We start from the raw sequence: 22,646 nt of genomic DNA, 5'->3' as shown, positions 1-22,646 counted from the left end.
GCTATCGGACTTCATTAACGCCGTCAGTCAGGCTACGGTGAAGTGCGCGGATATCTCTGTGGAGGCGCGCCTTGGCCAAGCTCGACGGAATGGATCCCAAGCTCGTACGTGAACTGCTGCGGGAGGTCCAGCAGGCCGGCAGGGAGATGCAGGACGTCGAGGCCCGGGTGACGGGGTTGATGCGTCAGGCGGGGGTCGCCGCGCATGTGACGTACCGTCCGGCGCAGGTGGCCGACGCGTGCACCTCGATGGTCAAGGACGTGACCGGCCGGCTGACCCTGCTGGAGAAGAAAGAGAAACAGCGGAGCGGGAACGGCAAGCCGACCGAGGACAAGGGCCAGAAGTTTCATCAGGAGCCGGATATCACCATGCCGGCGGACGATCCGAAGCCTGAGGATCGCACGTCGGATGGTGCCAAGGTGGATCACAAACCGGACCAGAAGGCCGACCATAAACCGGATAAGACCGATCACAAAGCCGACCATAAACCGGACAAGGTGGATGGAAAGGCGGACGATCACCGGACGAATGACAAGCCCGGAAACGGGACGAAGCACGTCGGGACCTCGCCCAGCGGTACGCCGCACGGCGCGACCCCGGCGACGCACAGCGCGGCCGACGACGCGACCCCTGCGAAGACCGGCGACAAGAGTCACCGCGTGGTCGAAGGTTCCCTGTCGCAGCCCCCTCGGAGCGGCGCCGAGACCGCACCCGCCGACCGGCCGGCGAGCCCGACGCCCGAGCAGACGACCGGCCGGCCCACCGGCCAACCGACACCGACCGGCCAGCCCACCGGCCAACCGACCGACCAGGTCGTCAGCCAACCGACGGGCCAGCCGGACGGTCAGTCCACCGGGCAGCCGAATGGGCAGACCACCGGGCATCCGGTCAGCCAGCCGAGCGGGCAGACCACCGGGCATCCGGTCAGCCAGCCGAATGGGCAGCAGCCCGATCCTCAAGAGAGTCGGCCCGGCGATCCGAACGCGTACGGCACCGGCGCGAACGGCGCCGCGAGTCCCGCCGCCGGAGTCGGTGCGGGCGATCCCGCCGGCGACGCGAGCGCGCCGGGCGGCGGAACGGCGACCTGCCAGTGCGGTGGCGTATGCCACTGCGGCATGACGAACGCGGCTAACGGCACGGGCACCCCCACGGCTAACGGCACGGGAACGGCCGGTACGGCCCCGGGCGGCGGCGCCCCCACGGCCACCCCGGGCGCCACCACCACGACCGCCGGTGTGGCCGACGCCTCGTACACCGATGCCGCATACCCGGGCGGTTCATCCACCGGCGCCGGTCAGGGGACGACGCCCCAGGCCCCGGGCGTGGGCGCCGGCAACGACGCCGCCACGACCGGCAACGCCTCGACCGGCGCGGGGAACACAGCCGCCACGACGGGCCATGCCGCGCAGGATGCGAGCAACACCGGCGGGGTCCCGGTCCGGGATGACTCCCAGATCATCGACACCCCCCGCAAGGACCATCCCGACGACGTCGATCAGACCGCAGGTCGCCGGGTGATCGTGGTGGACGGGGTCAAGGTCGTCAGCACGCCGATGAATCAGCCCGGCATCATGGACACGCCTGGCGCCGGAGCCCAAGCCGCGCATACGGTCACCGGCCCCCACCCCGACGGTCCGCCGGGGATCGTCGAGCCGAACCAACCCGCCCACTCCTCCGACGCCGCCAACACGGCTTCCGCCAACACGGGCACCGGTCATATGGGCGGCGGCAACGCCGGACAGACGGGTTCCGCACAGTCGGGTTCCGGACAGGCGGCCTCCGGAGCCGCGATCTCCGGGAACGCCGTCCAACCGGACCATACACCCGTCCAACCCAACCAGGCGCCGGCCCAACCGGGGCAGACGTCGAGTCACTCGGGGTTGGCGCCGGGGGATCCGATGGGCGACTACGTCGGCACCCCTGCCGACAACCTGACGGAGGATCCGTTCGCCGCCGGCGGCACGGACTCGGTGCCGGGAACACCCGAGGGCCACGACCGCCGCGTCCAGGACCGTCATCCTCAGGGCGACCCACCCGCGGACGGCGGCCGGACTCGGCATGATCCGAACCCCGGCCGGCCGGTGGTGGTGGAGGTCCACCTGGACACCTCGCCCGACGACGCCGCCGTGTCCGGCGTGTCCGGTGACTCCGGTCAGAGGGAGGTCAGACTGTGACGTTCGCCGATCCGCCTGCGCCCACACCACGTCAACCGGGTGAGCAGCCGCCGACCACGTCGACCACCGAGTTGCTCTCTCCGGGCGGCCAGCCGACGGGCTGGGTGTTCAACCCCGAGTACCAGAAGCTCGTGGACCTCTGGTTCCAGGTTCTCCCGCAGATGGACCGCCTCACCAGATCACTGGACAAGCCGTACGCCATGGCGCGCAGCAGGGACGTATGGGACGCGCCGGTGTCCGGACGCTACGTCGAGGACCTGACCGAATGGCGCAAGAGGCTGGCCATGTACCGCCAGGCGGTGCTCACCGCCATCAGCGATCAGGCGGCGGACACCCCCCGTTGGGTGCCGGGTGGTACGGGAGCGCCGCACGCGTTCTCCTGACGGTGTGGCTTCGGGCGGCACGGGAGTGACCAGGGTGCGCTAACGTCTGTCCTCGAAGGGTAAAGGGGCTGACCGCGAAGCATCCGGTGTATCCCCGCGGTGAGAATGGCGGTCGGTGTCGCTTTCCCTGCGCAACGTGTCCGCCTATGCAGGGAAACTGGGTTCCGTGAAGGAATATCTCCTCTTGGCGCTCGTCACGGCGGCGGTGACGTACCTCCTGGTGCCGCCGGTACGGGCATTCGCACTGCGGATCGGTGCGGCGCCAGAGGTTCGAGAACGGGACGTGCACAAGGTGCCCACGCCCCGCCTCGGAGGACTCGCCATGTTCGGCGGCATGGCGGCCGGGCTGCTCATGGCCACTCAGCTCGAACACGTCGGCGCGGCGATCAGCAGCGGGCAGACCGGGAACACGGTGATCGCGCTGCTCGCCGCCGGCGGTCTGATCGTGTTGACCGGCTTCCTCGACGACTGGCTGGGCATGGACGCCCTGGTCAAACTCGGCGGCCAGGTCGCCTCGGGCGGCATCCTCGTCTATTTCGGGATGAACCTGTCGTTCCTGCCGCTGCCCCAGTCCTGGGGAGGTTCCTACAGTCCGGATGCCAAGCTCCGCACCATCCTCACGATCCTGATCGTGGTGGTCGTCATCAACGCGGTGAACTTCGTCGACGGGCTGGACGGCCTGGCGGCCGGCATCGTCGGGATCGCCGCGCTCGCCACGTTCGCGTACTCGATCGCGCTGTCGCAGACCAGTAGCGGCTCGCGCATCAACGTGACGGCCGCGGTCGCGGCCATCCTCATCGGGATGTGCCTGGGCTTCCTGCCGCACAACTTCAATCCGGCGAAGATATTCATGGGCGACACCGGCGCCATGCTGATCGGTCTCCTGCTCGCCACCTCGCTGATCACCATCACCTCGTCGGTCGAGCCCGCCGCCGGGATCAACAAGTTCCCGGTCATCCTGCCGCTGGTGCTGCCGATCGCGGTCATGGTCCTGCCACTGGCCGACCTGATCATGGCGGTGATCCGCCGCACCTCGGCCGGGCAGTCGCCCTTCCATCCCGACCGCGGCCACCTCCACCACCGCCTGCTGGACCTCGGCCACTCGCAACGACGCAGCGTCCTGATCATGTACGCGTGGACGTTCCTGTTCGCGTTCGCCATCGTCGGATTGTCGATCGGCGGGGTTCCACTCATCCTGTTCCCGCTGACGGTCCTGCTGGCCGTGGCCGTACTGGTCATGATGGCGCTGCCGAGGTTGCGGTCGAGGCAGGACGCCATGCGCTACCGGGGTGTGGGCGCGCACGCGGCCTCTCCCACCCGTCACCGGGATGTCACGACTCGCCGCTGACCCGCCCGATCTCGCGCGTGCGCATGGTAACCGCTAGAAACGGCAGGTAAAGGTGGCAGTCCGGAGCTTGTGATAGCTTTCACTAGCAAGGGTTGCCCTACCGCACCCCGCGAGGTACCAAACGCTCGCTTGATATCCGACACATGGAGTTCCGATGCAGGCCAACGACATACGCGTGCTCAAGAGCGCGGCGCTGCTCACCGCAGCAGCGGGCCTGCCGGCCATCGTCGTCGCGAGTGTCGTCGCCGGTGTGCAGGGGGCGATCGGCGCGGGCATCGGCCTCGCGCTGGTGGCGGTGTTCTTCACCGTCGGCCTGGTCGTGGTCTCCTGGGCCGGCCGGATCTCACCGGCCGCGATGATGCTGGCGGCGGTGTCCGGTTATCTGGTCAAGGTTCTGCTCATCATGGCGTTCCTGAAGGCGTTCGAGGACACCACCGCATTCCATCCCCGGGCGTTCGCGTGGACCGTGATCGTCTGCACCCTGGTCTGGACCGTGGGGGAGATGCGCGGTTTCGTAAAGCTGAAAATGCTCTACGTCGAGCCTGGCCGTGACGGACTTCCCGGTCGGGGCAGTTCCGATGTCGCCTAGTGTCCCTCCCGCCGTTCTTCGCTCCGAGGTTTCGCCCAGATCGGACAGCGCCATGAGGCGTGCCGTCCGGGCGAACCTCGGCAGTCGGGGCATTAAACTTGACGCGGGCGGGCCCGATATGACTAGCCCCGCTTCCGGCTGCTATGGTCATGCCCGCGATGAGCGAAAAGGAGCGTCGGCCCGAGGACGACGGCCGCGACTTCGCCAACGCCGCCTGGTCGATTCCCAGCTATCTGCTCGCAGGGATCATTCTGTACGGCGGCGCAGGCTGGTTGCTGAGCCGTTGGACCGGCGTGGCCGTCTTCACGCCCATCGGGGTGATCCTCGGGGTCGTGCTCTCCATCTATCTGGTCTACCGGAAGTTCGGTCGCTGACCTCAGGCGACGGTCATCTTTCCGGTAAGACCTTCCTGATCCATTTCCACATCGAAGGGAACGCCGCGTGAACGCGCTGACGGTCCTCGCCGCCGATGAGTTCAAGGCTCCGGGGCTTGAACTGTTCGAAATCCCTCCGCTCTGGGACGGGGCGCCCTTCTGGCTGACCAAGCCGGTCGTGCTCGCGGTGCTGAGCTCACTGCTGATGATCGGGCTGTGCTGGTCCGCCTTCTCCAACCCAAAGCTGGTGCCGCGGGGGATTCAGAACGTGGCCGAAATGGGCTACATGTTCGTCCGCGACCAGATCGCCCGGCCGTTCCTCGGTAAGGACACCGACCGCTGGATGGGCCTGCTGCTCAGCATCTTCCTGCTGGTCTGGCTGTGGAACCTGCTGGGCGTCGTCCCCGTCCTCCAGTTCCCGGTCGCCTCGCACATCGCCTTCCCCATCGTGCTGGCGGCCAGCATCTACCTGCTGAAGATCTACCTTGGGATCAAGCACCAGGGCGCGATCGGCTACTTCAAGAACATGATGTTCCCGCCCGGGCTGCCCAAGTTCATCTACGTCCTGCTGGCCCCGATCGAGTTCCTGTCGAACCTGATCATCGCGCCGTTCACGCACGCGGTCCGACTGTTCGCGAACATGTTCGCCGGCCACATGATCCTGGCGTTCTTCAGCATGGTCGGCTTCTGGTTCCTCTTCGAGAAGCTCACCCCCCTCGGCGCACCGGTGGGCGTGGTGGGCGTGCTCATGACGATCGCCATGACCGGCTTCGAGCTGTTCATCCAGTTCCTCCAGGCCTTCCTGTTCGCGCTGCTGGCCGCGATGTACATCGGCGGCTCGCTGCACCCCGAACACTGAGGTCTCTCCCCCTAGTCCAGACCGGTGACAAGGGTCACCGGCCGTCGAGTGAAGGAAACACCATGAACGTTCTCGCTGAGGTTTCGGGCAACATCGGCGCCATCGGCTACGGCCTGGCCACGCTCGGCCCGGGTATCGGCGTCGGCCTGATCTTCGGCCAGGGCCTGCAGGCGATCGCCCGCAACCCCGAGGCGTACGGCATGATCCGCCAGAACATGCTGCTCGGCTTCGTTCTCGTCGAGGCGCTCGCGCTGATCGGCCTCGTCGCGCCGTTCATCTACTGAGGTCAGACAACCCCTGACGGAAGGCTGCAGCCATGACAACGGCAGCTACACTTCTCGCGGCTGAGGGCAGCAGCCCGATCATGCCGCACGCATACGAGCTGGTCGTCGGCGGCTTCGCGTTCCTCGTGGTCTTTCTCGTCGTCGGTAAGATCCTCACCCCGCGCATCCAGAAAACGCTGAATGAGCGGACCGAGGCGATCGAGGGCGGTATCAAGAAGGCCGAGGACCTTCAGGCCGAGGCCCAGCGCACCCTGGCGGAGTACCGCACCCAGCTCGCCGAGGCCCGCCAGGAGGCCGCGCGGCTGCGTGAGGAGGCGCGCGAGCAGGGCGCCCAGATCAAGGCGGAGCTGCGCGAGGAGGCCCAGGCCGAGGCCCGGCGCCTCATCGAGGCCGCGCACGCCCAGATCGAGGCCGACCGGCAGCAGGCGCTCGCCCAGCTGCAGAGCGAGATCGGCCGGCTGTCCACCGATCTCGCCGGCCGCATCGTCGGCGAGTCTCTGGAGGACGAGGCCCGTCAGCGCCGGATCATCGACCGGTTCCTCGATGAGATCGAGGCCCGTCCGGAAGCGGTCCGCTGATGCGTGGTCTGAGCAGGACCGCGAGGGCGGAGGTCGAGGAGCGGTTCAACGCCGTCGCGGCGTCGGCCGACCTCGGCGTGCTGGCCGAGGAACTGTTCGCGGTCGCCGACCTGTTCGACCGTGAGCACGGGCTGCGGCGGAACCTGTCCGACCCCGCCCGTCCGGCCGAGCAGAAGGCGGAGACCGTCCGCGCTCTGCTGGCGAGCCGGATCGGCGAGACCGCGCTCGAGGTCACGGCAGCGGCGGTCCGGGCCAGGTGGTCCAGGGCAGGCGACCTGCCCGACACCCTGGAGCGGGTCGGCGTCATGGCGGCGGCGGCCGAGGCGGAGTCCGCCGGCCGGATCGACGACGTCGAGGACGAGCTGTTCCGGTTCGGCCGGATCCTCGCGGCCAACCCGGCGCTGCGCCGCGCGCTCAGCGACCCGGCCGTCCCCTCGGAGCGCAAGCGGGACCTGCTCGCCACCTTGCTCGGTGGCAAGGTCGCCCCGGCCACCCTGCGCCTGGTAACGCAGCTCGTGACGCATCCGCGAGGACGTAGCCTGGAGACGGTCCTCGAGGAGTACGGCTGGATCGTGGCCCAGATCAGGGAGCGCCTGGTCGGGGTCGTGCGCAGCGCCGTACCGCTCGGGGAACAGCACAAGCAGCGGCTCGCCGCCTGGTTGCGAGCCACCTACGGGCGAGAGGTCCACCTGAATGTGGAGGTGGACCCGCAGGTGCTCGGTGGATTCTCCGTCAAGATCGGGGACGACTACATCGACGCCACGATCGCCGGACGCATCGAAGAAGTCCGCCGCCGGTTGGCCGGCTAAGGCGAATAGGGAGACAGAGAAGAGATGGCGGAGCTTACGATCCGGCCGGATGAGATCCGGGACGCGCTTGAGCGCTTCGTCCAGGCGTACGAGCCGGAAGGCGCCGCGCGCGAGGAGATCGGGACCGTCGTCGACGCCGGCGACGGCATCGCCCATGTCTCCGGTTTGCCCTCGGCGATGGCGAACGAGCTGCTGGAGTTCGAAGGCGGCACGCGCGGTCTGGCACTGAACCTGGACGTCAGGGAGATCGGCGCGGTCATCCTGGGCGACTTCAGCAAGATCGAGGAAGGGCAGCAGGTCCGCCGCACCGGCGAGGTCCTGTCGGTCCCCGTGGGCGACGCCTTCCTCGGCCGCGTGGTCGACCCCCTGGGCAACCCGCTGGACGGCAAGGGCGCGATCGAGGCCGAAGGCCGCCGCGCCCTTGAGCTGCAGGCGCCCTCGGTGGTCCAGCGCCAGCCGGTGAAGGAGCCGCTGCAGACCGGCCTCAAGGCGATCGACGCCATGACGCCGATCGGCCGCGGCCAGCGTCAGCTCATCATCGGCGACCGCGGCACCGGCAAGACCGCGATCGCCGTGGACACGATCCTCAACCAGAAGGAGAACTGGCTGTCGGGCGACCCGGACAAGCAGGTGCGCTGCGTCTACGTCGCCGTCGGCCAGAAGGGCTCGACGATCGCGCAGGTGCGCGGCCGCCTGGAGGAGGCGGGCGCGATGGAGTACACCACCATCGTCGCCGCTCCGGCCTCCGACCCGGCGGGCTACAAGTACATCGCCCCCTACACCGGCTCGGCCATCGGCCAGCACTGGATGTACCAGGGCAAGCACGTGCTGATCGTCTTCGACGACCTGACCAAGCAGGCGGACGCCTACCGCGCCGTCTCCCTGCTGCTGCGCCGCCCGCCGGGCCGTGAGGCCTTCCCGGGTGACGTGTTCTACCTGCACTCCCGGCTGCTGGAGCGCTGCGCCAAGCTGTCGAGTGACATGGGCGGCGGCTCGATGACCGGTCTGCCGGTCATCGAGACCAAGGGCAACGACGTGTCGGCGTTCATCCCGACCAACGTCATCTCCATCACCGACGGGCAGTGCTTCCTGGAGACGGACCTGTTCAACGCGGGTGTCCGCCCGGCCATCAACGTCGGTGTCTCGGTCTCCCGAGTCGGCGGCTCGGCCCAGATCAAGGCGATGAAGAAGGTCGCGGGCACGCTCCGTCTGGCGCTGTCGCAGTACCGCGACCTGGAGGCGTTCGCCGCGTTCGCCTCGGACCTGGACGCGGCCTCCCGCGCCCAGCTGGAGCGCGGTGCCCGTCTCGTGGAGCTGCTCAAGCAGGCGCAGTACAGCCCGTTCCCGGTCGAGCAGCAGGTCGTGTCCGTGTGGGCCGGCACCACCGGCGAGCTCGACGAGGTGCCGATCGAGGACATCCGCCGCTTCGAGACCGAGTTCCTCGAGCACCTGCAGCACGAGCACAAGGGCATCTTCGACAGCATCCGCGAGACCAAGGACCTGTCCGACGACGCGGTCACCACGCTGAAGGACGCCATCACGGAGTTCAAGAAGGGCTTCACCACCTCCAGCGGCGAGCTGCTGGTCAAGGACATGCCCGTCGAGGCTCTGGAGGCCGGCGAGGTCGGCCAGGAGACGGTCGTCCGGCGCGTCCGCAAGACCGAGAAGAAGTAGCGCATGGGTGCCCAGCTGAGACTCCTGCGCCGGCGGATCAAGTCGGTCAGGTCGACCGCGAAGATCACCCGCGCGCAGGAGCTGATCGCCTCCTCACGCATCGTGAAGGCCCAGCAGCGGATGCAGGCGGCCGTGCCGTACGAGCGTGAGATCACCAACGCGGTGTCGGCGGTCCTGTCGAACTCGACGACCGTGGACCACCCGCTGATGGCGGCGAAGGAGCAGCCGGCCTCCGCCGGCGTCCTCATCGTGACCAGCGACCGCGGGTTCTGCGGCGGCTTCAACGCCAACGTCCTCCGCGAGGCCGAGGCGCTGAAGGGCCACCTGATCGAGCGGGGTCTCGCGGTGAAGCCGTTCGTCACGGGCCGCAAGGGCCTCACCTGGCACCGGTTCCGCAGCCGCGAGATGACCGGGGAGTGGGAGGGCTTCTCCGACAACCCGGGCTACGCGAACGCCAAGGAGATGGCGGACGCGCTGATCGGCTCGTTCACGGACGACAACGGGATCGACGAGATCCACATCGTCTACACCGAGTTCGTCTCGATGCTGACGCAGCGCGTCGTCGTCAAGCGAATCCTGCCGCTCGAGGTCCAGGAGGAGGCGGAGGAGGTCGACGAGGGCCCGGTTCCCTACTACGAGTTCGAGCCCGACGCCGGTGAGGTGCTCAACGCGCTGCTGCCGCGCTACATCGAGTCGCGCATCTACAACGCGCTCCTCCAGTCGGCCGCCTCCGAGCACGCCGCCCGGCGCCGCGCCATGAAGTCGGCCACCGACAACGCCAACGAGCTCATCGGCGTGTTCACCCGCCAGATGAACCAGGCGCGCCAGGCCGAGATCACCCAGGAAATCAGCGAGATCGTCGGTGGCGCGAACGCGCTGGCTGACGCCGCAGCGGGGAAAGAGTGAAATGACCGCACAGACTGTTGAGACCAGCGTGGGCCGGGTCGCCCGCGTCACCGGTCCGGTCGTCGACGTGGAGTTCCCCGTCGAGGCCATGCCGGACATCTACCAGGCCCTCACCGTCGACGTCGCGCTCGGCGGGGAGACCAAGACCCTGACCCTCGAGGTCGCCCAGCACCTCGGGGACAACCTCGTCCGGGCCATCTCGATGCAGCCCACCGACGGTGTCGTCCGCGGCGCCGCCGTCGTCGACACCGGCGCCCCGATCTCGGTGCCGGTCGGCGACGTCGTCAAGGGCCACGTGTGGAACGCCCTCGGCGACCCGCTCGACACGGACAAGGCGTCGCTGCAGGTCACCGAGCGGTGGCCGATCCACCGTCCGTCCCCGGCGTTCGACCAGCTCGAGTCGCGTACCGAGATGCTGCCCACCGGCATCAAGGTCATCGACCTGCTGACGCCGTACGTGAAGGGTGGAAAGATCGGTCTGTTCGGCGGCGCGGGCGTCGGCAAGACCGTTCTGATCCAGGAGATGATCCGCCGGGTCGCGCTGAAGTTCTCGGGCACCTCGGTGTTCGCGGGCGTCGGCGAGCGCACCCGTGAGGGCAACGACCTCTGGCTGGAGATGGAGGAGGCGGACGTCCTCAAGGACACCGCGCTCGTCTTCGGCCAGATGGACGAGCCGCCGGGCACCCGTCTGCGGGTGGCGCTGTCGGCGCTGACGATGGCGGAGTACTTCCGCGACGTGCAGAAGCAGGACGTGCTGCTGTTCATCGACAACATCTTCCGGTTCACCCAGGCGGGTTCCGAGGTGTCGACGCTGCTCGGCCGCATGCCGTCCGCCGTGGGTTACCAGCCGACCCTCGCCGACGAGATGGGTGTGCTCCAGGAGCGCATCACCTCCACGCGCGGTCACTCGATCACCTCGATGCAGGCGATCTACGTGCCCGCCGACGACATCACCGACCCGGCGCCGCACAACGCGTTCGCGCACCTCGACGCGCAGACCGTGCTCTCGCGGCCGATCTCGGAGAAGGGCATCTACCCCGCGGTGGACCCGCTCGACTCCTCGTCGCGGATCCTCGACCCGCAGATCATCGGTGAGGAGCACTACGCGGTCGCCCAGGAGACCAAGCGGATCCTGCAGAAGTACAAGGAACTGCAGGACATCATCGCGATCCTCGGCATCGACGAGCTCTCCGAAGAGGACAAGGTCACGGTCAACCGGGCACGCCGGATCGAGCGGTTCCTGTCCCACCCGATGTACGCGGCCGAGGCGTTCACCGGACAGCCGGGCGAGTTCGTGTCGCTGGACGAGACCATCGCCTCCTTCAAGGGCCTGTGCGCCGGCGAGTACGACCACCTGCCCGAGCAGGCGTTCTTCATGGTCGGCGGCATCGAGCAGGCCATCGCCAAGGCGAAGGAACTCGAGCGCTGACCAATCGGCTCGGAGGGAGCTGAAAGTGGCGAAGCTACACGTTGGTTTCGTGTCGCCGGAGCGTGAGCTCTGGTCCGGCGAGGCCGACATGGTGATTGCCAAGACGGTGGAGGGTGAGATCGGTATTCTGCCTAATCACGCTCCTGTTCTCGGCGTGCTCGTCGAGGGCGGCGTACTGCGCGTGAAGCGTGACGGCGAGCTCGACCTCGTGGCCGCGGTGCACGGCGGATTCATCTCGGTCGCCGACAACCAGGTCTCCGTCCTGGCCGAGGCGGCGGAGCTCGGCTCCGAGGTCGACGTCGCGGCGACCAAGGACGCGCTGCAGCGCGCCCAGGCGTCGATCGAGGCGGACCAGGCGGACGCGGACGCACGGCTTGAAGCCAAGCGCGCGGCGGCTCGGCTGCGCGCGGCCGGCGAAGAGGTTTGATTCCGAACAAAAGGGAGGGCGGCGATGACGGCGCTTGGGATTCTTCTCGGGATGCTCGTCGTGGCCGCCCTCCTGTTCGTGCGTGCCTTCGTCCTGGCCCACAGCCGGGGAGCCATCATCTGCCGGGTACGCGCCCGGGACGGGGGCTGGAAGAACGGAGTGGCCCGATACGTCGGGGGAGAGCTCCACTGGATTCCGTTCCTTGGACTGCGACTGAGGCCGCGCCGCGCGATCGCGAGGCGCGGCCTCACCGTTTCCGACCGGAGAATGCTCACCGGCGGTGAGGGACCGGCGGGCTACTGGGCGGTCGTCTGCTCCGACGAGGGCGGCCCCGTCTCCCTGGCCATGAGCGAGGACGCGCTGACCGGCTTCCTCGCCTGGCTCGAGTCCGCCCCGCCCAGCGCCTACCTCGACGCCGCCTGAGGTCGTCTCTCGAATCTCAGCGCCCAGTGCCCGGCATGGTCAGGCCTCGATCAGGGTGAAGGGGGCGCTCGCCCGGGCGACGCCGTTGACGACGATCTCCAGGAGCCGTGGCCCGGGAGGCTCGCTCCTGGTCGTGACAGGCCGGAACGAGTGCGATTTGGTCATCGTGAACGCCTGTCCTGGGCCGGTCGCCGTACGCTCGCCGAGATGGAAGACCCGTCGGGAGCCGCCGCGGGTCGTCAGCACGGCGAGCGTGGCCATCGCCTCGTCGAGATGGTCGAGCCCGTGCCTGCCCACGTGGTCGGTGGCCGGCCAGCCGCTCCACATGTCGAGCCGGACCCGGTTCACCGTCTCCCGCAATATCTCGGCCGCCCGGGGAAACGGCAGCGCCTCGTGCAGCGCCGACGAGACATGGCGGACTCGGTCCTTGAGCTCCAGCCCGCCGAGTCCCGTGGTCGCCGCCGACACGAAGGCGGCCCGGGGGAAGGGCGCTCAGCAGGTCTTCAGGCCGTCGGCGAGCAGGGCCACGGACTCGGCATTGATCATCGCTTTGAATGGTCGGGCCACGGGCCGTACTCTTCCAGGCGGCACCGACATTCCGGGGCGTGCCGTCCGGCACCCCCTATCGGGTGCCGCCGGGCTTCCAGAGGATCTCGCCGCCGCCGGACACGACCCGGCAGAGGATGAACATGAGGTCCGACAGCCGGTTCAGGTATTTGGCGGTCAGCGGGTTCACGTCGTCGTGGGCCTCCAGCGCGGCCCAGGCCCCGCGCTCGGCACGCCGTACGACCGTGCGGGCGACGTGCAGCAGCGCGGTGCCGGGCGTGCCGCCGGGCAGGATGAAGCTGCGCAGCGGCTTCAGCTCCGCGTTGAACCGGTCGCACTGGGACTCGAGCCAGGTGATGTAGGTGCCCTCGACCCGCAGCGGGGGGAACTCGGGACTTTCGGTGACCGGGGTGCACAGGTCGGCGCCGACGTCGAACAGCTCGTTCTGTACGCGCACCAGGACCGTGGTGACGTCGTCGGAGAACTCGCCGGTCGCCATGGCGGCGCCGATGAAGGCGTTGGCCTCCTCCACGTCGGCGTAGGCCGCCAGCCGGGCGTCGGTCTTGCTGGTGCGGCTCATGTCGCCGAGCGCGGTCGTCCCGTCGTCGCCGGTCTTCGTGTAGATCTTCGAGAGCACCACGGGCTTGTCTCTGTCACCTCGCGTCATGGTCGCCAGCGTATCCATTGGCCGTTTCGCCGCAGTTGACAGATGTCATCTCGAAGCACTGACATCAGTGTCTACTGCGCTGAGGGCGGCCGACGAGATGATCGTCGTATGTTGGAGATATCGGGCCTGCGTAAGACGTTCGGCGCGGCGAAACGGGCGCTGGACGGGGTGAGCTTCGCCGTACGGCAGGGCGAGATGTTCGGGTTCGTCGGCGCGAACGGCGCCGGCAAGACCACGACGATGCGGATCGTGATGGGCGTCCTGCAGGCGGACGAGGGGGAGGTCCGCTGGAAGGACGGCCCGCTGGGCTTCGCCGAGCGCCGGCGGTTCGGCTACATGCCGGAGGAGCGCGGCCTCTACCAGAAGATGAAGGTGGCGGAGCAGATCGGCTACTTCGGGCGGCTGCACGGGCTCGCCCCGGCGGAGGCCCGCCGGGCGGCCGACGAGCTGATCGAGCGGCTCGGGCTGACCGAGCGCGCGGGCGATGCGGTCGAGGCGCTGTCGCTGGGCAACCAGCAGCGGGTGCAGCTCGCGGTGGCCCTGGTCCACGACCCCGACGTGCTCGTCCTGGACGAACCGTTCTCCGGGCTCGACCCGCTGGCGGTCGACGCCCTCGCCGAGGTGCTGCAGGAGCGCGCCCGCGGCGGCGTACCGGTGATCTTCTCCAGTCACCAGCTCGAACTGGTGGAGCGGCTGTGCGACTCGGTGGGCATCATCTCGGCCGGTCAGATGGTCGCCTCCGGCACCGTCGACGAGTTGCGGTCGTCGGTCGGGCGGCGGCTGCGGGTCGTGGTGGCCGAAGCGAAGCCCGGCTGGGCGGACGGACTGCCCGGTGACCTCAGGGTGGAGAACGGCCGGGAGGTGCTGATCGCCGCCGACGGAGACGATCAGCACATCCTGCATGTCGCCGTACAGGCGGGGCGGGTCGAGCACTTCGGCGTCGAGCAGCCGACGCTGACCGAGATCTTCAGGGAGGCCGTGGCGTGAACGGCATGCTGTTGGTGGCCGGGCGTGAGGTCCGGACTCAGGTGCGCACCAAGGGGTTCATCGTCGGACTCGCGGTCACGGTGATCCTGATCGTCGGGATCACGCTCGCGCCCAAGCTGTTCGGCGGGCCGGACTCCTACACGATCGGCCTGGTCAACAGCCAGGAGCTGGCGGTCCAGGGGGGCGGCGACACCGAAATCGAGTGGCGGACCTTCTCCGACGAGGCGGCCGCCAGGCGCGCGGTGCTCGACGGGGACGTGGACGCCGCCATGATCGGCGGGACCGCGGCGACCAGGGTGCTGTCCGACGGGGAGATCGACGGCGAGCTCGGCCTGATGCTGCAGGCGGCCCACCGGGAGGCCCAGATCAGCGCGGCCGGAGTGAAGACGACGCCACTGAGCATGGAGTCGATCGGCGCGGACACCCGTTATGAGGAGACCCGCTCCCAGATGGCGTTCATGCTGGTGCTGATCCTTTTCATGCTGGTCGTCGGGACCCCCATGATGGTCGCGATGGGCGTGGTCGAGGAGAAGGGCAGCCGGATCGTCGAGATCCTGCTCACCTCGGTGCGGCCCTGGCAACTTCTCGGCGGCAAGGTCATCGGTCTCGGCGTGGTCGGCCTGATCAACCTGGTCGTCGTCCTGGCGGCGGGACTGGGCGCCGCGTTCGTCTCGGGCCTGGCGGTCGACTTCCCGCCGGGGATGGTCGGCATCGTGGCCGGGGTCATCGTGTGGTTCGTGCTCGGCTACGCGTTCTTCGCGGCGATCGCCGCCGCGCTCGCGTCGCTCGTCTCCCGGCAGGAGGAGGTCGGCAACGTGCTGACGCCGATGACCATGACGATGTTCGCGTCGTACGGCGTCGCGTTCTACGCCGCCAAGGAACCCACGAGCATGGTGGCCACGATCGTGTCGTACGTCCCGCCGTTCTCGTCGATGGTGATGCCGGTCCGGGCCACGGCGGCGGCGACCCCCATGTGGGAGGTCCTGCTCTCGGGTGCCCTGATGGCCGCGGCGGTCGCCGCCATGGTGCTCTTCGCCGGCCGGGTCTACGAGCGCGCCGTGCTGCGCACCGGGGCCAGGGTACGGCTACGCGAGGTAATCGGATCTCGATAAACTGGCCGTTCCGAGAAGACGGGTTGAATGGTGGCTGACGGGCTGAGGCGGGCGCGCCGGATCGTCCAGTGGACGTTGTACGCGATGCTCGTCCTTCCCTGGTTCTTCGCCGGTGTGAACACGGTGGCGGAGGTCGCGACGGGGACGGTTCAGGGGGTCCGGGTGCTGTTCGCGACCGCCGGACTGCTGGTGTTCAGCTGGCTTTATGTCCGCATCATCCGAGCTGTGCTCGATCGCCGGTACGCCCGTAGGGAGATCGTGGCGGCCGCCGTCGTCTCGCTGGCCGTCGCGATCGTCGGGGGTGTCCAGATGGCGGGGTGGGGACTCGCCCCCCTCGTCTGGCTCGCCGTGGCGGTGCTGGGAGTGTCCCGCTGGGTCGCACTCCTGTTCGGCGCGGGCACGGCCCTCGTCCTGACCCCGCTCGCCATCCTGGCGGTGGCCACCGGGCATGATCCCACGTTTCCGGCGGACGGCGACGAGGCCACCATGGCCGGTGCGATCGCCGGCGTCACGCTGTACTACGTGCTGATGTGCGGCCTGTTCCCCTGGACCAACCGGCTGTGGGTGTGGATCTGGCGGCTCGCCGAGGAGGCGCACGCCGGACGGGAGGCGCAGGCGCGGCTGGCGGTGGCGGAGGAACGGCTGCGCTTCGCCCGCGACCTGCACGACCTGGTCGGTCACCAGCTCTCGGCCATCGCCGTGAAGAGCGAGGTGGCCGTCCGGCTGAGCGCCGCCGACGGGGCCGCCGCCAGGGAGGAGATGAGCGCCGTCCGGGGCCTGGCCCGTACGGCGCTGCGCGAGCTGCGCGAGGCCGTCAGCGGCTATCGCAGGCCCGACCTCACCGCTGAGCTGGGCGCGGTGCGCGGCGTGCTTGAGGCGGCCGGGGTGAGCTGCCACCTCCACCTGCCCTACCGTGAGATGCCGCAGGACATCACCCCGGTGTTCGCCTGGGTGGTCCGCGAGGCGGTCACGAACGTGCTGCGGCACAGCTCGGCCACCCGGTGCGACATCCTCCTGCGCCACACGGAGAAGGAGGCGGTGCTGGAGGTGCGCAACGACGGGGTCGGGCCGAGCGCGTCTGGGACGGAGAGCGCCGGGAACGGCCTGGCCGGACTGGCCGAGCGCATGGCGGAGATCGGTGGGACGCTGACCGCTCGGCCCACCGGATCAGGGGAGTTCACGCTTCGTGCGGTCGTCTCCCTGCCGGTCCCCGGCTCGGGCGACGACGCGCGGCCCGCCGTCTGCTCCGCCGAGCCCGCCAGGGCCGGTGAGCAGGTCGGGGCGGACGCGTGATCAGGGTGCTGCTCGCCGACGACGAGCGGCTCATCCGGGTGGCGATAGCGACGCTCCTCGGGCTCGAACCGGACATCGAGGTCGTCGCCCATGTGGGCAGGGGGGACGAGGTCGCGCCGGCCGTACAGGAACATGATCCGGATGTGCTCGTGCTGGACGTCGAGATGCCGGGCATGGACGGGCTGACGGTGGCGGAGAGCCTGCCGGGGCGGGCCATGCTGATCCTGACCAGTTTCGCGCGGCCCGGATATCTGCGGCGTGCGCTCGCGGCCGGGGTGCGCGGCTTCATCCCCAAGGACGCCCCGGCCGAGGAACTCGCGGCGGCGATCAGGAAGGTGCACGAGGGAGGCCGCTACCTCGATCCGGAGATGGCGGCGACCGCCATGACGGCGGGGGAGTGCCCGCTGACCCAGCGCGAGCGCGACGCGCTCGCCCTGGCGGCGGAGGGCGCGCCGATCGCCGGAATCGCCGCCACGCTGCACCTTTCCGAGGGGACCGTGCGTAACTACCTGTCCAACGCGATCACGAAGCTGGGGGCGGGAAACCGGATCACCGCGATCCGGGCCGCCCGCGAGATGGGCTGGATCTGAGGCCGCCTCCCCCGCTCAGGGTTGGAAGGAACGGTGGAAGATGTGGGTCGCCGTCTCGATCAGCTTGTCGATGGGCGGTGCGGGATCGGCGAGCACCCACTCGATGAGCAGCTCGGTGATCGCTCCTGTCATGCCGAGCGAGAGCAGGTGCGGATCCGAGGGCAGAGCGTGCGGCAGGTCCTGCACCGCGTCCTGGATGATCTGGGCGAATCCCCACACCGCGTGCTGCCGCGCGTTGCCGAGGACGTCGCCGGCTCGGCGTACCTCCAGATGCATGAGCCGCGCCCGTCGCACATCCATCGTGACGAACCGGATGTACTCCCCTATGCCCGCCACTATCCGATCGTTCAATGTGGGCGGGGCCTTCTCCACGGCCCGGCTCACCGAGTCGAGGGTCTCGTCGACACACCGCTCGTAGACCTCGCGCATCAGATCGTCCCGGTTCGCGAAGCACTCGTAGAAGGCGCGGTTCGAGATGCGGGCCGTGGAGCAGAGCCTTTCGATGGTGGTGTCGTGGAACCCCGGTTGTGCGAACAGCGTGTACGCCGCGGTGATGAGCCTCTCCTTCCGATCCGCGAGCCGCTGCTCCGCTGTCATCCCCCGATAATCACGCCCCGCCACTTGTTCACCTCGCCAAGTCAGGACCCCCCAAAACACAACATTATGAACCCAAGATCCTTTTTGCGGAAGTGTCGACAAATCCGCACCTTCCAGTCATGCCAAAGATGCTGGAAGGCTTGACAAGGCGGTCAAGCTGTCACTCTGTTACGGCAGCAGGCCACGCTCGAGGGCCGTCGTCACGGCGGCGGTGCGGTCCGAGACGCCCAGCTTGGCGAAGACGCGCAGCAGATGCGTCTTGACGGTCGTCTCGCTGATGAAGAGCGCCTTGCCGATATCGGCGTTGGTCAGCCCCCGCGCGACGAGCGCGAGCACCTCCGTCTCGCGCTTGCTCAACGATCCGGTGACGGGGCTGCGCAGGTGGGTGACCAGCTTGGTGGCCACCGAGGGGGACAGCACGGTCTCGCCCCGCGCGGCAGCGGCGATGGCGGCCAGCAGGTCCGCCCGGGAGGTGTCCTTCAGCAGGTAGCCGGTCGCGCCCGCCTCGACGGCCCGCACGATGTCCTGGTCGGTCTCGTACGTCGTGAGCACGATGATGCGGCTCCCGGACCGCTCGGCCAGGATCCGCCTGGTCGCCGTCACCCCGTCGCCGCCGGGCATCCGCAGATCCATCAAGATGACGTCGGGCTTCAGCTCGGCGGCCAGGACCACCGCCTCGTCGCCCGAGCCGGCCTCGCCGGCGACGGTGACATCGGGATCGGACTCCAGCATCCCGCGCAGTCCCTCCCGCACGACGGGGTGGTCGTCCACGATCAGCAGCCGAATCACGACAAGATCACACTCCTGGTTCGCGGGGGGTGCCGCGCATGGTGACGGTGAGGGCGGTGCCCCGGCCGGGGGAGGACTCGACGGTGAACGTACCGCCCTCCTGCTCGACCCTGGCGCGCATCGAACGCAGGCCGAACCCCGGTGATGCGTCCGAGGCGTCGTCGGCGCGGAAGCCGACGCCGTCGTCGGTGACGGTCAGCGCCACGTCGGCCTCGCCGTACCGGAGCAGGACCGCGACAGACGCGGCCGCCGCGTGCTTGCGCACGTTGGCCAGGGCCTCCTGGGCCGCCCGGAGGAGCACGACCTCGGTGCCCGGCGGCAACGGCTGGGAGGGGCCCTCGACCGCGAAGGAGGCCTCGACGTCCAGTTCCTCGCCGAGCCTGCCGGTGATCCGTCGCAGCGCCTCCTCCAGGGTCGACCCGTTCAGCGACGGCGGGCCGAGCTCCGCGATCAGGGCGCGCGCCTCGGCCAGGTTCTCCCGGGCGGTCTGGACGGCCAGCGTCAGGTGACGTGCCGGGTCGGCCTGGGCCTCGGCGGCCTGGATCAGCATGATGATGCTGGTGAATCCCTGGGCGAGGGTGTCGTGGATCTCCCCGGCCAGCCGGGCGCGTTCGGCCAGGGCGCCGCGCTCGGCGGACAGCCGGGCCACCTCGATGCGGCTGGCCCTGAGCTCCTCGATGAGGTGGGCGCGTTCCGCGCTCTGCCTGATGATCCGGGTGATCCACGGGCCGAAGATCAGCGCGAAGGTGACGCCGATCGCCGCCGTCACCATGAAGATCAGCAGCTCGGTCATGCTCGTTCCCCGATGAAGCACGAACTGCACGGCGGGTGCGAAGTTGATCAGGAGCACCGTGATGACCGCGGTGCGCGGACGAAGCATCATGAACGCCTGTGAGCAGAGCGCGAACAGTGTGAACATCGCGGCCTGGGACAGGACCGCCGCCGGGACGAAGGCCACGAGGATCAGCGCCCAGTAGAGCAGGCTGCGACGACTGTCGTCGTCGTCTCCCTCTTTGATCGCCGGGCGGCCGAGTAGCAGATAGGCGATGGTGCACAGGAGCAGCAGCGTGATCGACGTCGTCTTGGCCCAGGTCGGGACGTCCGAGTCCAGGGCCACGGAGAAGACCGCCACGGCCAGGGAGACCGCGAAGAGCACCTCCCACCCCCGGAAGGCCTCCCAGGCGTGCGAGCCGGACGCCGCGGCGCCCGGCTCGTCTCCGGCCGTGCCGTACGGACTCATCCGTCGCGGCGGCCCTTCCAGCGGAACGTCGTCAGGCACAGCACAAGACCTCCGATGAGCCAGGCGGCGAGGACCAAGGCTACGCGGTCCAGTTCGTACGACTTCGTCAGCTCCAGGGCGGCCCCCGCATCGCCCAGGAAAACCGACCGGAAACCCTGGCACATCCACTTCAGCGGGAAGATCGACGAAATGTCGATCAACCACGTGGGCAGCTGGGTGAACGGGATGAAGACCCCCGAGATGAACTGCAGCACGACGAACGGCATGCTGATCACGGCGGACGCGCTCTTGGCCGAACGGGGCAGGCTGCTGGCCGCCACGCCGAGCAGGGCCGCCCCCGACACGCCGAGCAGGAACACCCAGGAGAACGTCACCCAGCTCGACACCGCCGACGGCAGCTCCAGGTCGTACATGTAGACGCCGATGGCGAGCAGGATCACGGTCTCCAGCGACGCGATGACCAGCACGTTGATCACCTTGCCGATGAAGTAGGCGGTACGCGGCATGGGCGTGCCCGCCAGCCGCTTCAGCGTGCCGTCGTCGCGATCGCCCGCGATGCCGATGCCGAGGTTCTGGAACCCGGCGCCCATCACGCCGGCGCCGATCAGACCGGCGGTGTAGAGCTGGGAGACGGTGATCCCGGTTCCCTCCATGTCGCCGGAGAAGATCGAGCCGAACAGGACGAGGAGAATGATCGGGAAGGAGAAGGTGAAGATGACGGCGTCCTTCTCACGGAAGAACGTCTTGTTCTCGATGGCGCCGCGGGCCAGGCCGAGTCTCAGCGTGGACGGCAGCGGGCGGGCGGCGGACGCCTTACGGGCGGCGGCGGACGTGGCGGTTTCTGTCATGGGATGCCTCAGGGGTCGGGGCGGAGGAGTTCGGATCGGGGAACCGAGTTCGCCCGGGTGGGATGCGGCTCAGGCGGAGGGCTCGATGAGCCGCAGGTAGATGTCCTCCAGCGTGGGCCGGATGACGGTGAGGCCGGGGATCTCGCCGTCGAACCGCCGGGAGAGCTCGAGCACGGTCTTGGTCGGGGTGTCGGTCTCCACCGAGCCGTCCGCCCAGGTCACCTGGGCCTTGGCGGTATGCCGGCCGCCCAGCGTCGCCGGTGTGCCCTCGGCGACGATGCGGCCGCGCGCGATGACCGCGACCCGGTCGGCGAGCGCCTCGGCCTCGTCCAGGTAGTGCGTGGTCAGCACGATCGTCGTGCCGTCGTGGGCCAGGCCCTCGATCAGCTCCCAGAACTGCCGTCGCGCCTCCGGATCGAAGCCGGTGGTCGGTTCGTCGAGGAACAGCAGCTCGGGCGAGCCGATGATGCCGAGCGCGACGTCGACCCGCCTGCGCTGGCCCCCGGACAGCTGGCGGACCCGCTTGCCGGCGTTCTCGGTGAGCCCGACCTTGGCGATGACCTCGTCCGGATCATGCGGGTTGGGGTAATAACCGGCGAAATGCCGTACGGTCTCCCGGACGCTCAACTCGGCCGCGTCGTTTGCGGTCTGCAGGACGATGCCGACCCGCGACCGCCACTGCCTGGTCGGCCGGGCCGGGTCCACGCCGAGCACGCTGACCTCGCCGGAGTCCCGCGAGCGGTAGCCCTCCAGGATCTCGACCGTGGTCGACTTGCCCGCGCCGTTGGGGCCGAGGATGGCGAACACCTCGCCCTGCTCGATCTCCAGGTCGAGGCCCGCGACCGCTTGCGTGGCGCCGTACCGCTTGGTCAGCCCGCGCACTTCGATGGCGTTTGTCATACCTCAAGGGTCCGTGTCGTACGGCTCCCGCGAAACCATCGGCCGAATGAATCTTGATGTCCTCCTATCGGTGGACATCGTGCGGCCCGCCGGCCTGTCCGCCCCGGGTGAGGGCCTGCCCGACCCGCCCGGTGAGGCTAGAAAAGGGTGTCGGTGCGTTCGATGCCGCGCAGGGCGTCGTAGTCGAGGATGACGCAGTCGATGCCCCGGTCGGCGGCCAGGACGCGAGCCTGCGGCCTGATCTCCTGGGCCGCGAAGATTCCCTTGACCGGCGCCAGGCGGGGATCGCGGTTGAGCAGCTCCAGATAGCGGGTCAGCTGCTCGACGCCGTCGATCTCCCCACGTCGTTTGATTTCGACGGCGACGGTCCCGCCGAGCTCGTCGCGGCACAGGATGTCGACCGGTCCGATCGCCGTCATGTACTCCCGGCGGACCAGCGTCCAGCCCTCGCCCAGGGTGGTGATGTGCTCGGCGAGAAGCTCCTGCAGGTGCGCCTCGACCCCGTCCTTCCGCAGCCCGGGGTCGACGCCCAGCTCGTGGCTGTAGTCGTGCAGGATCTCCTCGATCGTCAGCACGAGCTTCTCGCCCGACTTGCCGTGGACGACCGACCAGGTGAGCACGCCGTCGATGGTCTCCTCACGGAGCTTGCAGGGCGGGCTCATCCAGTTGAGCGGCTTGTACGCCCGGTCGTCAGCGTGCACGCTGACCGATCCGTCCGCCTTTATCAGGATCAGCCGGGGCGCCATCGGTAGATGGGCCGTCAGCCTTCCCACATAGTCCACACTGCACCGGGCGATGACGAGACGCATGGGGTACAGCC

26 protein-coding genes are annotated in these 22,646 nt (G+C 68.9%); 18 read left to right on the top strand and 8 right to left on the bottom strand.

Going from position 1 to position 22,646, the window contains the following annotated elements:
- The first annotated feature begins 71 nt into the window (after window positions 1-71).
- The 14 genes from AP234_RS02230 to AP234_RS02165 all read left to right on the top strand — a co-directional run bounded on the left by AP234_RS02230 (window position 72) and on the right by AP234_RS02165 (window position 12,257).
- The gene (locus AP234_RS02230) at window positions 72-2,174 is read left to right on the top strand and encodes a hypothetical protein (RefSeq protein ID WP_055477801.1); all 2,103 of its coding nucleotides are present in this window, start codon (window positions 72-74) and stop codon (window positions 2,172-2,174) included.
- Window positions 2,171-2,557 (top strand): hypothetical protein, encoded by a 387-nt coding sequence (locus AP234_RS02225; RefSeq protein WP_055477800.1) that lies wholly within the window; start codon window positions 2,171-2,173, stop codon window positions 2,555-2,557. The genes AP234_RS02230 and AP234_RS02225 overlap by 4 nt, the downstream gene beginning before the upstream one ends.
- A 166-nt stretch (window positions 2,558-2,723) precedes the next feature.
- A complete protein-coding gene (locus tag AP234_RS02220) occupies window positions 2,724-3,905 on the top strand; it encodes a glycosyltransferase family 4 protein (protein ID WP_055477799.1) in 1,182 nt (393 codons plus the stop codon).
- A gap of 154 nt (window positions 3,906-4,059) precedes the next feature.
- Window positions 4,060-4,494: a hypothetical protein gene (locus AP234_RS02215; RefSeq protein WP_055477798.1), complete on the top strand. Its 435-nt coding sequence runs from the start codon at window positions 4,060-4,062 to the stop codon at window positions 4,492-4,494.
- Window positions 4,495-4,652: 158 nt separating this feature from the next.
- Window positions 4,653-4,868, top strand: coding sequence for an AtpZ/AtpI family protein (locus AP234_RS02210; protein WP_063842768.1), 216 nt, complete (start codon window positions 4,653-4,655; stop codon window positions 4,866-4,868).
- 67 nt (window positions 4,869-4,935) lie between these two features.
- Window positions 4,936-5,727, top strand: a complete 792-nt coding sequence (gene atpB / locus AP234_RS02205) for a F0F1 ATP synthase subunit A (RefSeq protein WP_055477797.1) — start codon at window positions 4,936-4,938, stop codon at window positions 5,725-5,727.
- Between the two features lie 62 nt (window positions 5,728-5,789).
- Window positions 5,790-6,011: an ATP synthase F0 subunit C gene (atpE, locus tag AP234_RS02200; protein ID WP_055477796.1), complete on the top strand. Its 222-nt coding sequence runs from the start codon at window positions 5,790-5,792 to the stop codon at window positions 6,009-6,011.
- A gap of 32 nt (window positions 6,012-6,043) precedes the next feature.
- Window positions 6,044-6,589: a F0F1 ATP synthase subunit B gene (locus AP234_RS02195; protein ID WP_055477795.1), complete on the top strand. Its 546-nt coding sequence runs from the start codon at window positions 6,044-6,046 to the stop codon at window positions 6,587-6,589.
- Window positions 6,589-7,398 carry a F0F1 ATP synthase subunit delta gene (locus tag AP234_RS02190; RefSeq protein ID WP_055477794.1) on the top strand — a complete coding sequence of 270 codons (810 nt, stop codon included), beginning with the start codon at window positions 6,589-6,591 and terminating at the stop codon, window positions 7,396-7,398. The genes AP234_RS02195 and AP234_RS02190 overlap by 1 nt, the downstream gene beginning before the upstream one ends.
- A gap of 24 nt (window positions 7,399-7,422) precedes the next feature.
- Window positions 7,423-9,072 (top strand): F0F1 ATP synthase subunit alpha, encoded by a 1,650-nt coding sequence (atpA, locus tag AP234_RS02185; protein WP_055477793.1) that lies wholly within the window; start codon window positions 7,423-7,425, stop codon window positions 9,070-9,072.
- A gap of 3 nt (window positions 9,073-9,075) precedes the next feature.
- Complete coding sequence (locus AP234_RS02180) at window positions 9,076-9,978, top strand: F0F1 ATP synthase subunit gamma (protein WP_055477792.1); 903 nt, start codon at window positions 9,076-9,078, stop codon at window positions 9,976-9,978.
- Between the two features lies 1 nt (window position 9,979).
- Window positions 9,980-11,407, top strand: coding sequence for a F0F1 ATP synthase subunit beta (atpD, locus tag AP234_RS02175; RefSeq protein ID WP_055477791.1), 1,428 nt, complete (start codon window positions 9,980-9,982; stop codon window positions 11,405-11,407).
- Between the two features lie 25 nt (window positions 11,408-11,432).
- Window positions 11,433-11,834 carry a F0F1 ATP synthase subunit epsilon gene (locus AP234_RS02170; RefSeq protein ID WP_055477790.1) on the top strand — a complete coding sequence of 134 codons (402 nt, stop codon included), beginning with the start codon at window positions 11,433-11,435 and terminating at the stop codon, window positions 11,832-11,834.
- A gap of 24 nt (window positions 11,835-11,858) precedes the next feature.
- Window positions 11,859-12,257 carry a DUF2550 domain-containing protein gene (locus tag AP234_RS02165; protein WP_055477789.1) on the top strand — a complete coding sequence of 133 codons (399 nt, stop codon included), beginning with the start codon at window positions 11,859-11,861 and terminating at the stop codon, window positions 12,255-12,257.
- Between the two features lie 39 nt (window positions 12,258-12,296).
- On the opposite strand, the gene AP234_RS02160 is transcribed toward AP234_RS02165, so the two are convergent.
- Both AP234_RS02160 and AP234_RS02155 read right to left on the bottom strand, forming a co-directional pair.
- Window positions 12,297-12,725, bottom strand: coding sequence for a hypothetical protein (locus tag AP234_RS02160; RefSeq protein ID WP_055477788.1), 429 nt, complete (start codon window positions 12,723-12,725; stop codon window positions 12,297-12,299).
- 154 nt (window positions 12,726-12,879) lie between these two features.
- Window positions 12,880-13,470 (bottom strand): cob(I)yrinic acid a,c-diamide adenosyltransferase, encoded by a 591-nt coding sequence (locus tag AP234_RS02155; RefSeq protein ID WP_055478204.1) that lies wholly within the window; start codon window positions 13,468-13,470, stop codon window positions 12,880-12,882.
- A 108-nt stretch (window positions 13,471-13,578) separates the two neighbouring features.
- Here AP234_RS02155 and AP234_RS02150 point away from each other — a divergent pair, with 108 nt between their 5' ends.
- From AP234_RS02150 to AP234_RS02135, 4 genes are read left to right on the top strand one after another with little or no spacing between them, the layout of a single operon-like run.
- Entirely contained in the window at window positions 13,579-14,457 is an 879-nt protein-coding gene (locus tag AP234_RS02150) for an ATP-binding cassette domain-containing protein (protein ID WP_055477787.1), read from the top strand.
- A gap of 5 nt (window positions 14,458-14,462) precedes the next feature.
- Window positions 14,463-15,569 carry an ABC transporter permease gene (locus tag AP234_RS02145; protein ID WP_235557951.1) on the top strand — a complete coding sequence of 369 codons (1,107 nt, stop codon included), beginning with the start codon at window positions 14,463-14,465 and terminating at the stop codon, window positions 15,567-15,569.
- A gap of 27 nt (window positions 15,570-15,596) precedes the next feature.
- The gene (locus tag AP234_RS02140; RefSeq protein WP_055477785.1) at window positions 15,597-16,862 is read left to right on the top strand and encodes a sensor histidine kinase; all 1,266 of its coding nucleotides are present in this window, start codon (window positions 15,597-15,599) and stop codon (window positions 16,860-16,862) included.
- Window positions 16,859-17,452, top strand: a complete 594-nt coding sequence (locus AP234_RS02135) for a response regulator transcription factor (protein ID WP_055477784.1) — start codon at window positions 16,859-16,861, stop codon at window positions 17,450-17,452. The genes AP234_RS02140 and AP234_RS02135 overlap by 4 nt, the downstream gene beginning before the upstream one ends.
- Before the next feature lie 15 nt (window positions 17,453-17,467).
- Here AP234_RS02135 and AP234_RS02130 read toward each other — a convergent pair whose 3' ends face one another.
- The 6 genes from AP234_RS02130 to nucS all read right to left on the bottom strand — a co-directional run bounded on the left by AP234_RS02130 (window position 17,468) and on the right by nucS (window position 22,635).
- The gene (locus AP234_RS02130; RefSeq protein WP_055477783.1) at window positions 17,468-18,049 is read right to left on the bottom strand and encodes a TetR/AcrR family transcriptional regulator; all 582 of its coding nucleotides are present in this window, start codon (window positions 18,047-18,049) and stop codon (window positions 17,468-17,470) included.
- Window positions 18,050-18,217: 168 nt separating this feature from the next.
- Window positions 18,218-18,838, bottom strand: coding sequence for a response regulator (locus AP234_RS02125; RefSeq protein WP_055477782.1), 621 nt, complete (start codon window positions 18,836-18,838; stop codon window positions 18,218-18,220).
- Window positions 18,839-18,845: 7 nt separating this feature from the next.
- Window positions 18,846-20,117, bottom strand: a complete 1,272-nt coding sequence (locus AP234_RS02120) for a histidine kinase (RefSeq protein WP_152990193.1) — start codon at window positions 20,115-20,117, stop codon at window positions 18,846-18,848.
- Window positions 20,075-20,926, bottom strand: coding sequence for an ABC transporter permease (locus AP234_RS02115; RefSeq protein ID WP_055477780.1), 852 nt, complete (start codon window positions 20,924-20,926; stop codon window positions 20,075-20,077). Before AP234_RS02115 ends, AP234_RS02120 begins: the two co-directional genes overlap by 43 nt.
- A 69-nt stretch (window positions 20,927-20,995) precedes the next feature.
- A complete protein-coding gene (locus tag AP234_RS02110) occupies window positions 20,996-21,826 on the bottom strand; it encodes an ABC transporter ATP-binding protein (protein ID WP_055477779.1) in 831 nt (276 codons plus the stop codon).
- Window positions 21,827-21,963: 137 nt separating this feature from the next.
- Window positions 21,964-22,635, bottom strand: coding sequence for an endonuclease NucS (gene nucS / locus AP234_RS02105; RefSeq protein WP_055477778.1), 672 nt, complete (start codon window positions 22,633-22,635; stop codon window positions 21,964-21,966).
- Between the last annotated feature and the right edge of the window lie 11 nt (window positions 22,636-22,646).

Origin of the sequence: Sphaerimonospora mesophila (assembly GCF_001417795.1) — a bacterium.
Lineage (GTDB): Bacteria > Actinomycetota > Actinomycetes > Streptosporangiales > Streptosporangiaceae > Sphaerimonospora > Sphaerimonospora mesophila.
This window is presented reverse-complemented; position numbering and strand designations above follow the sequence as displayed.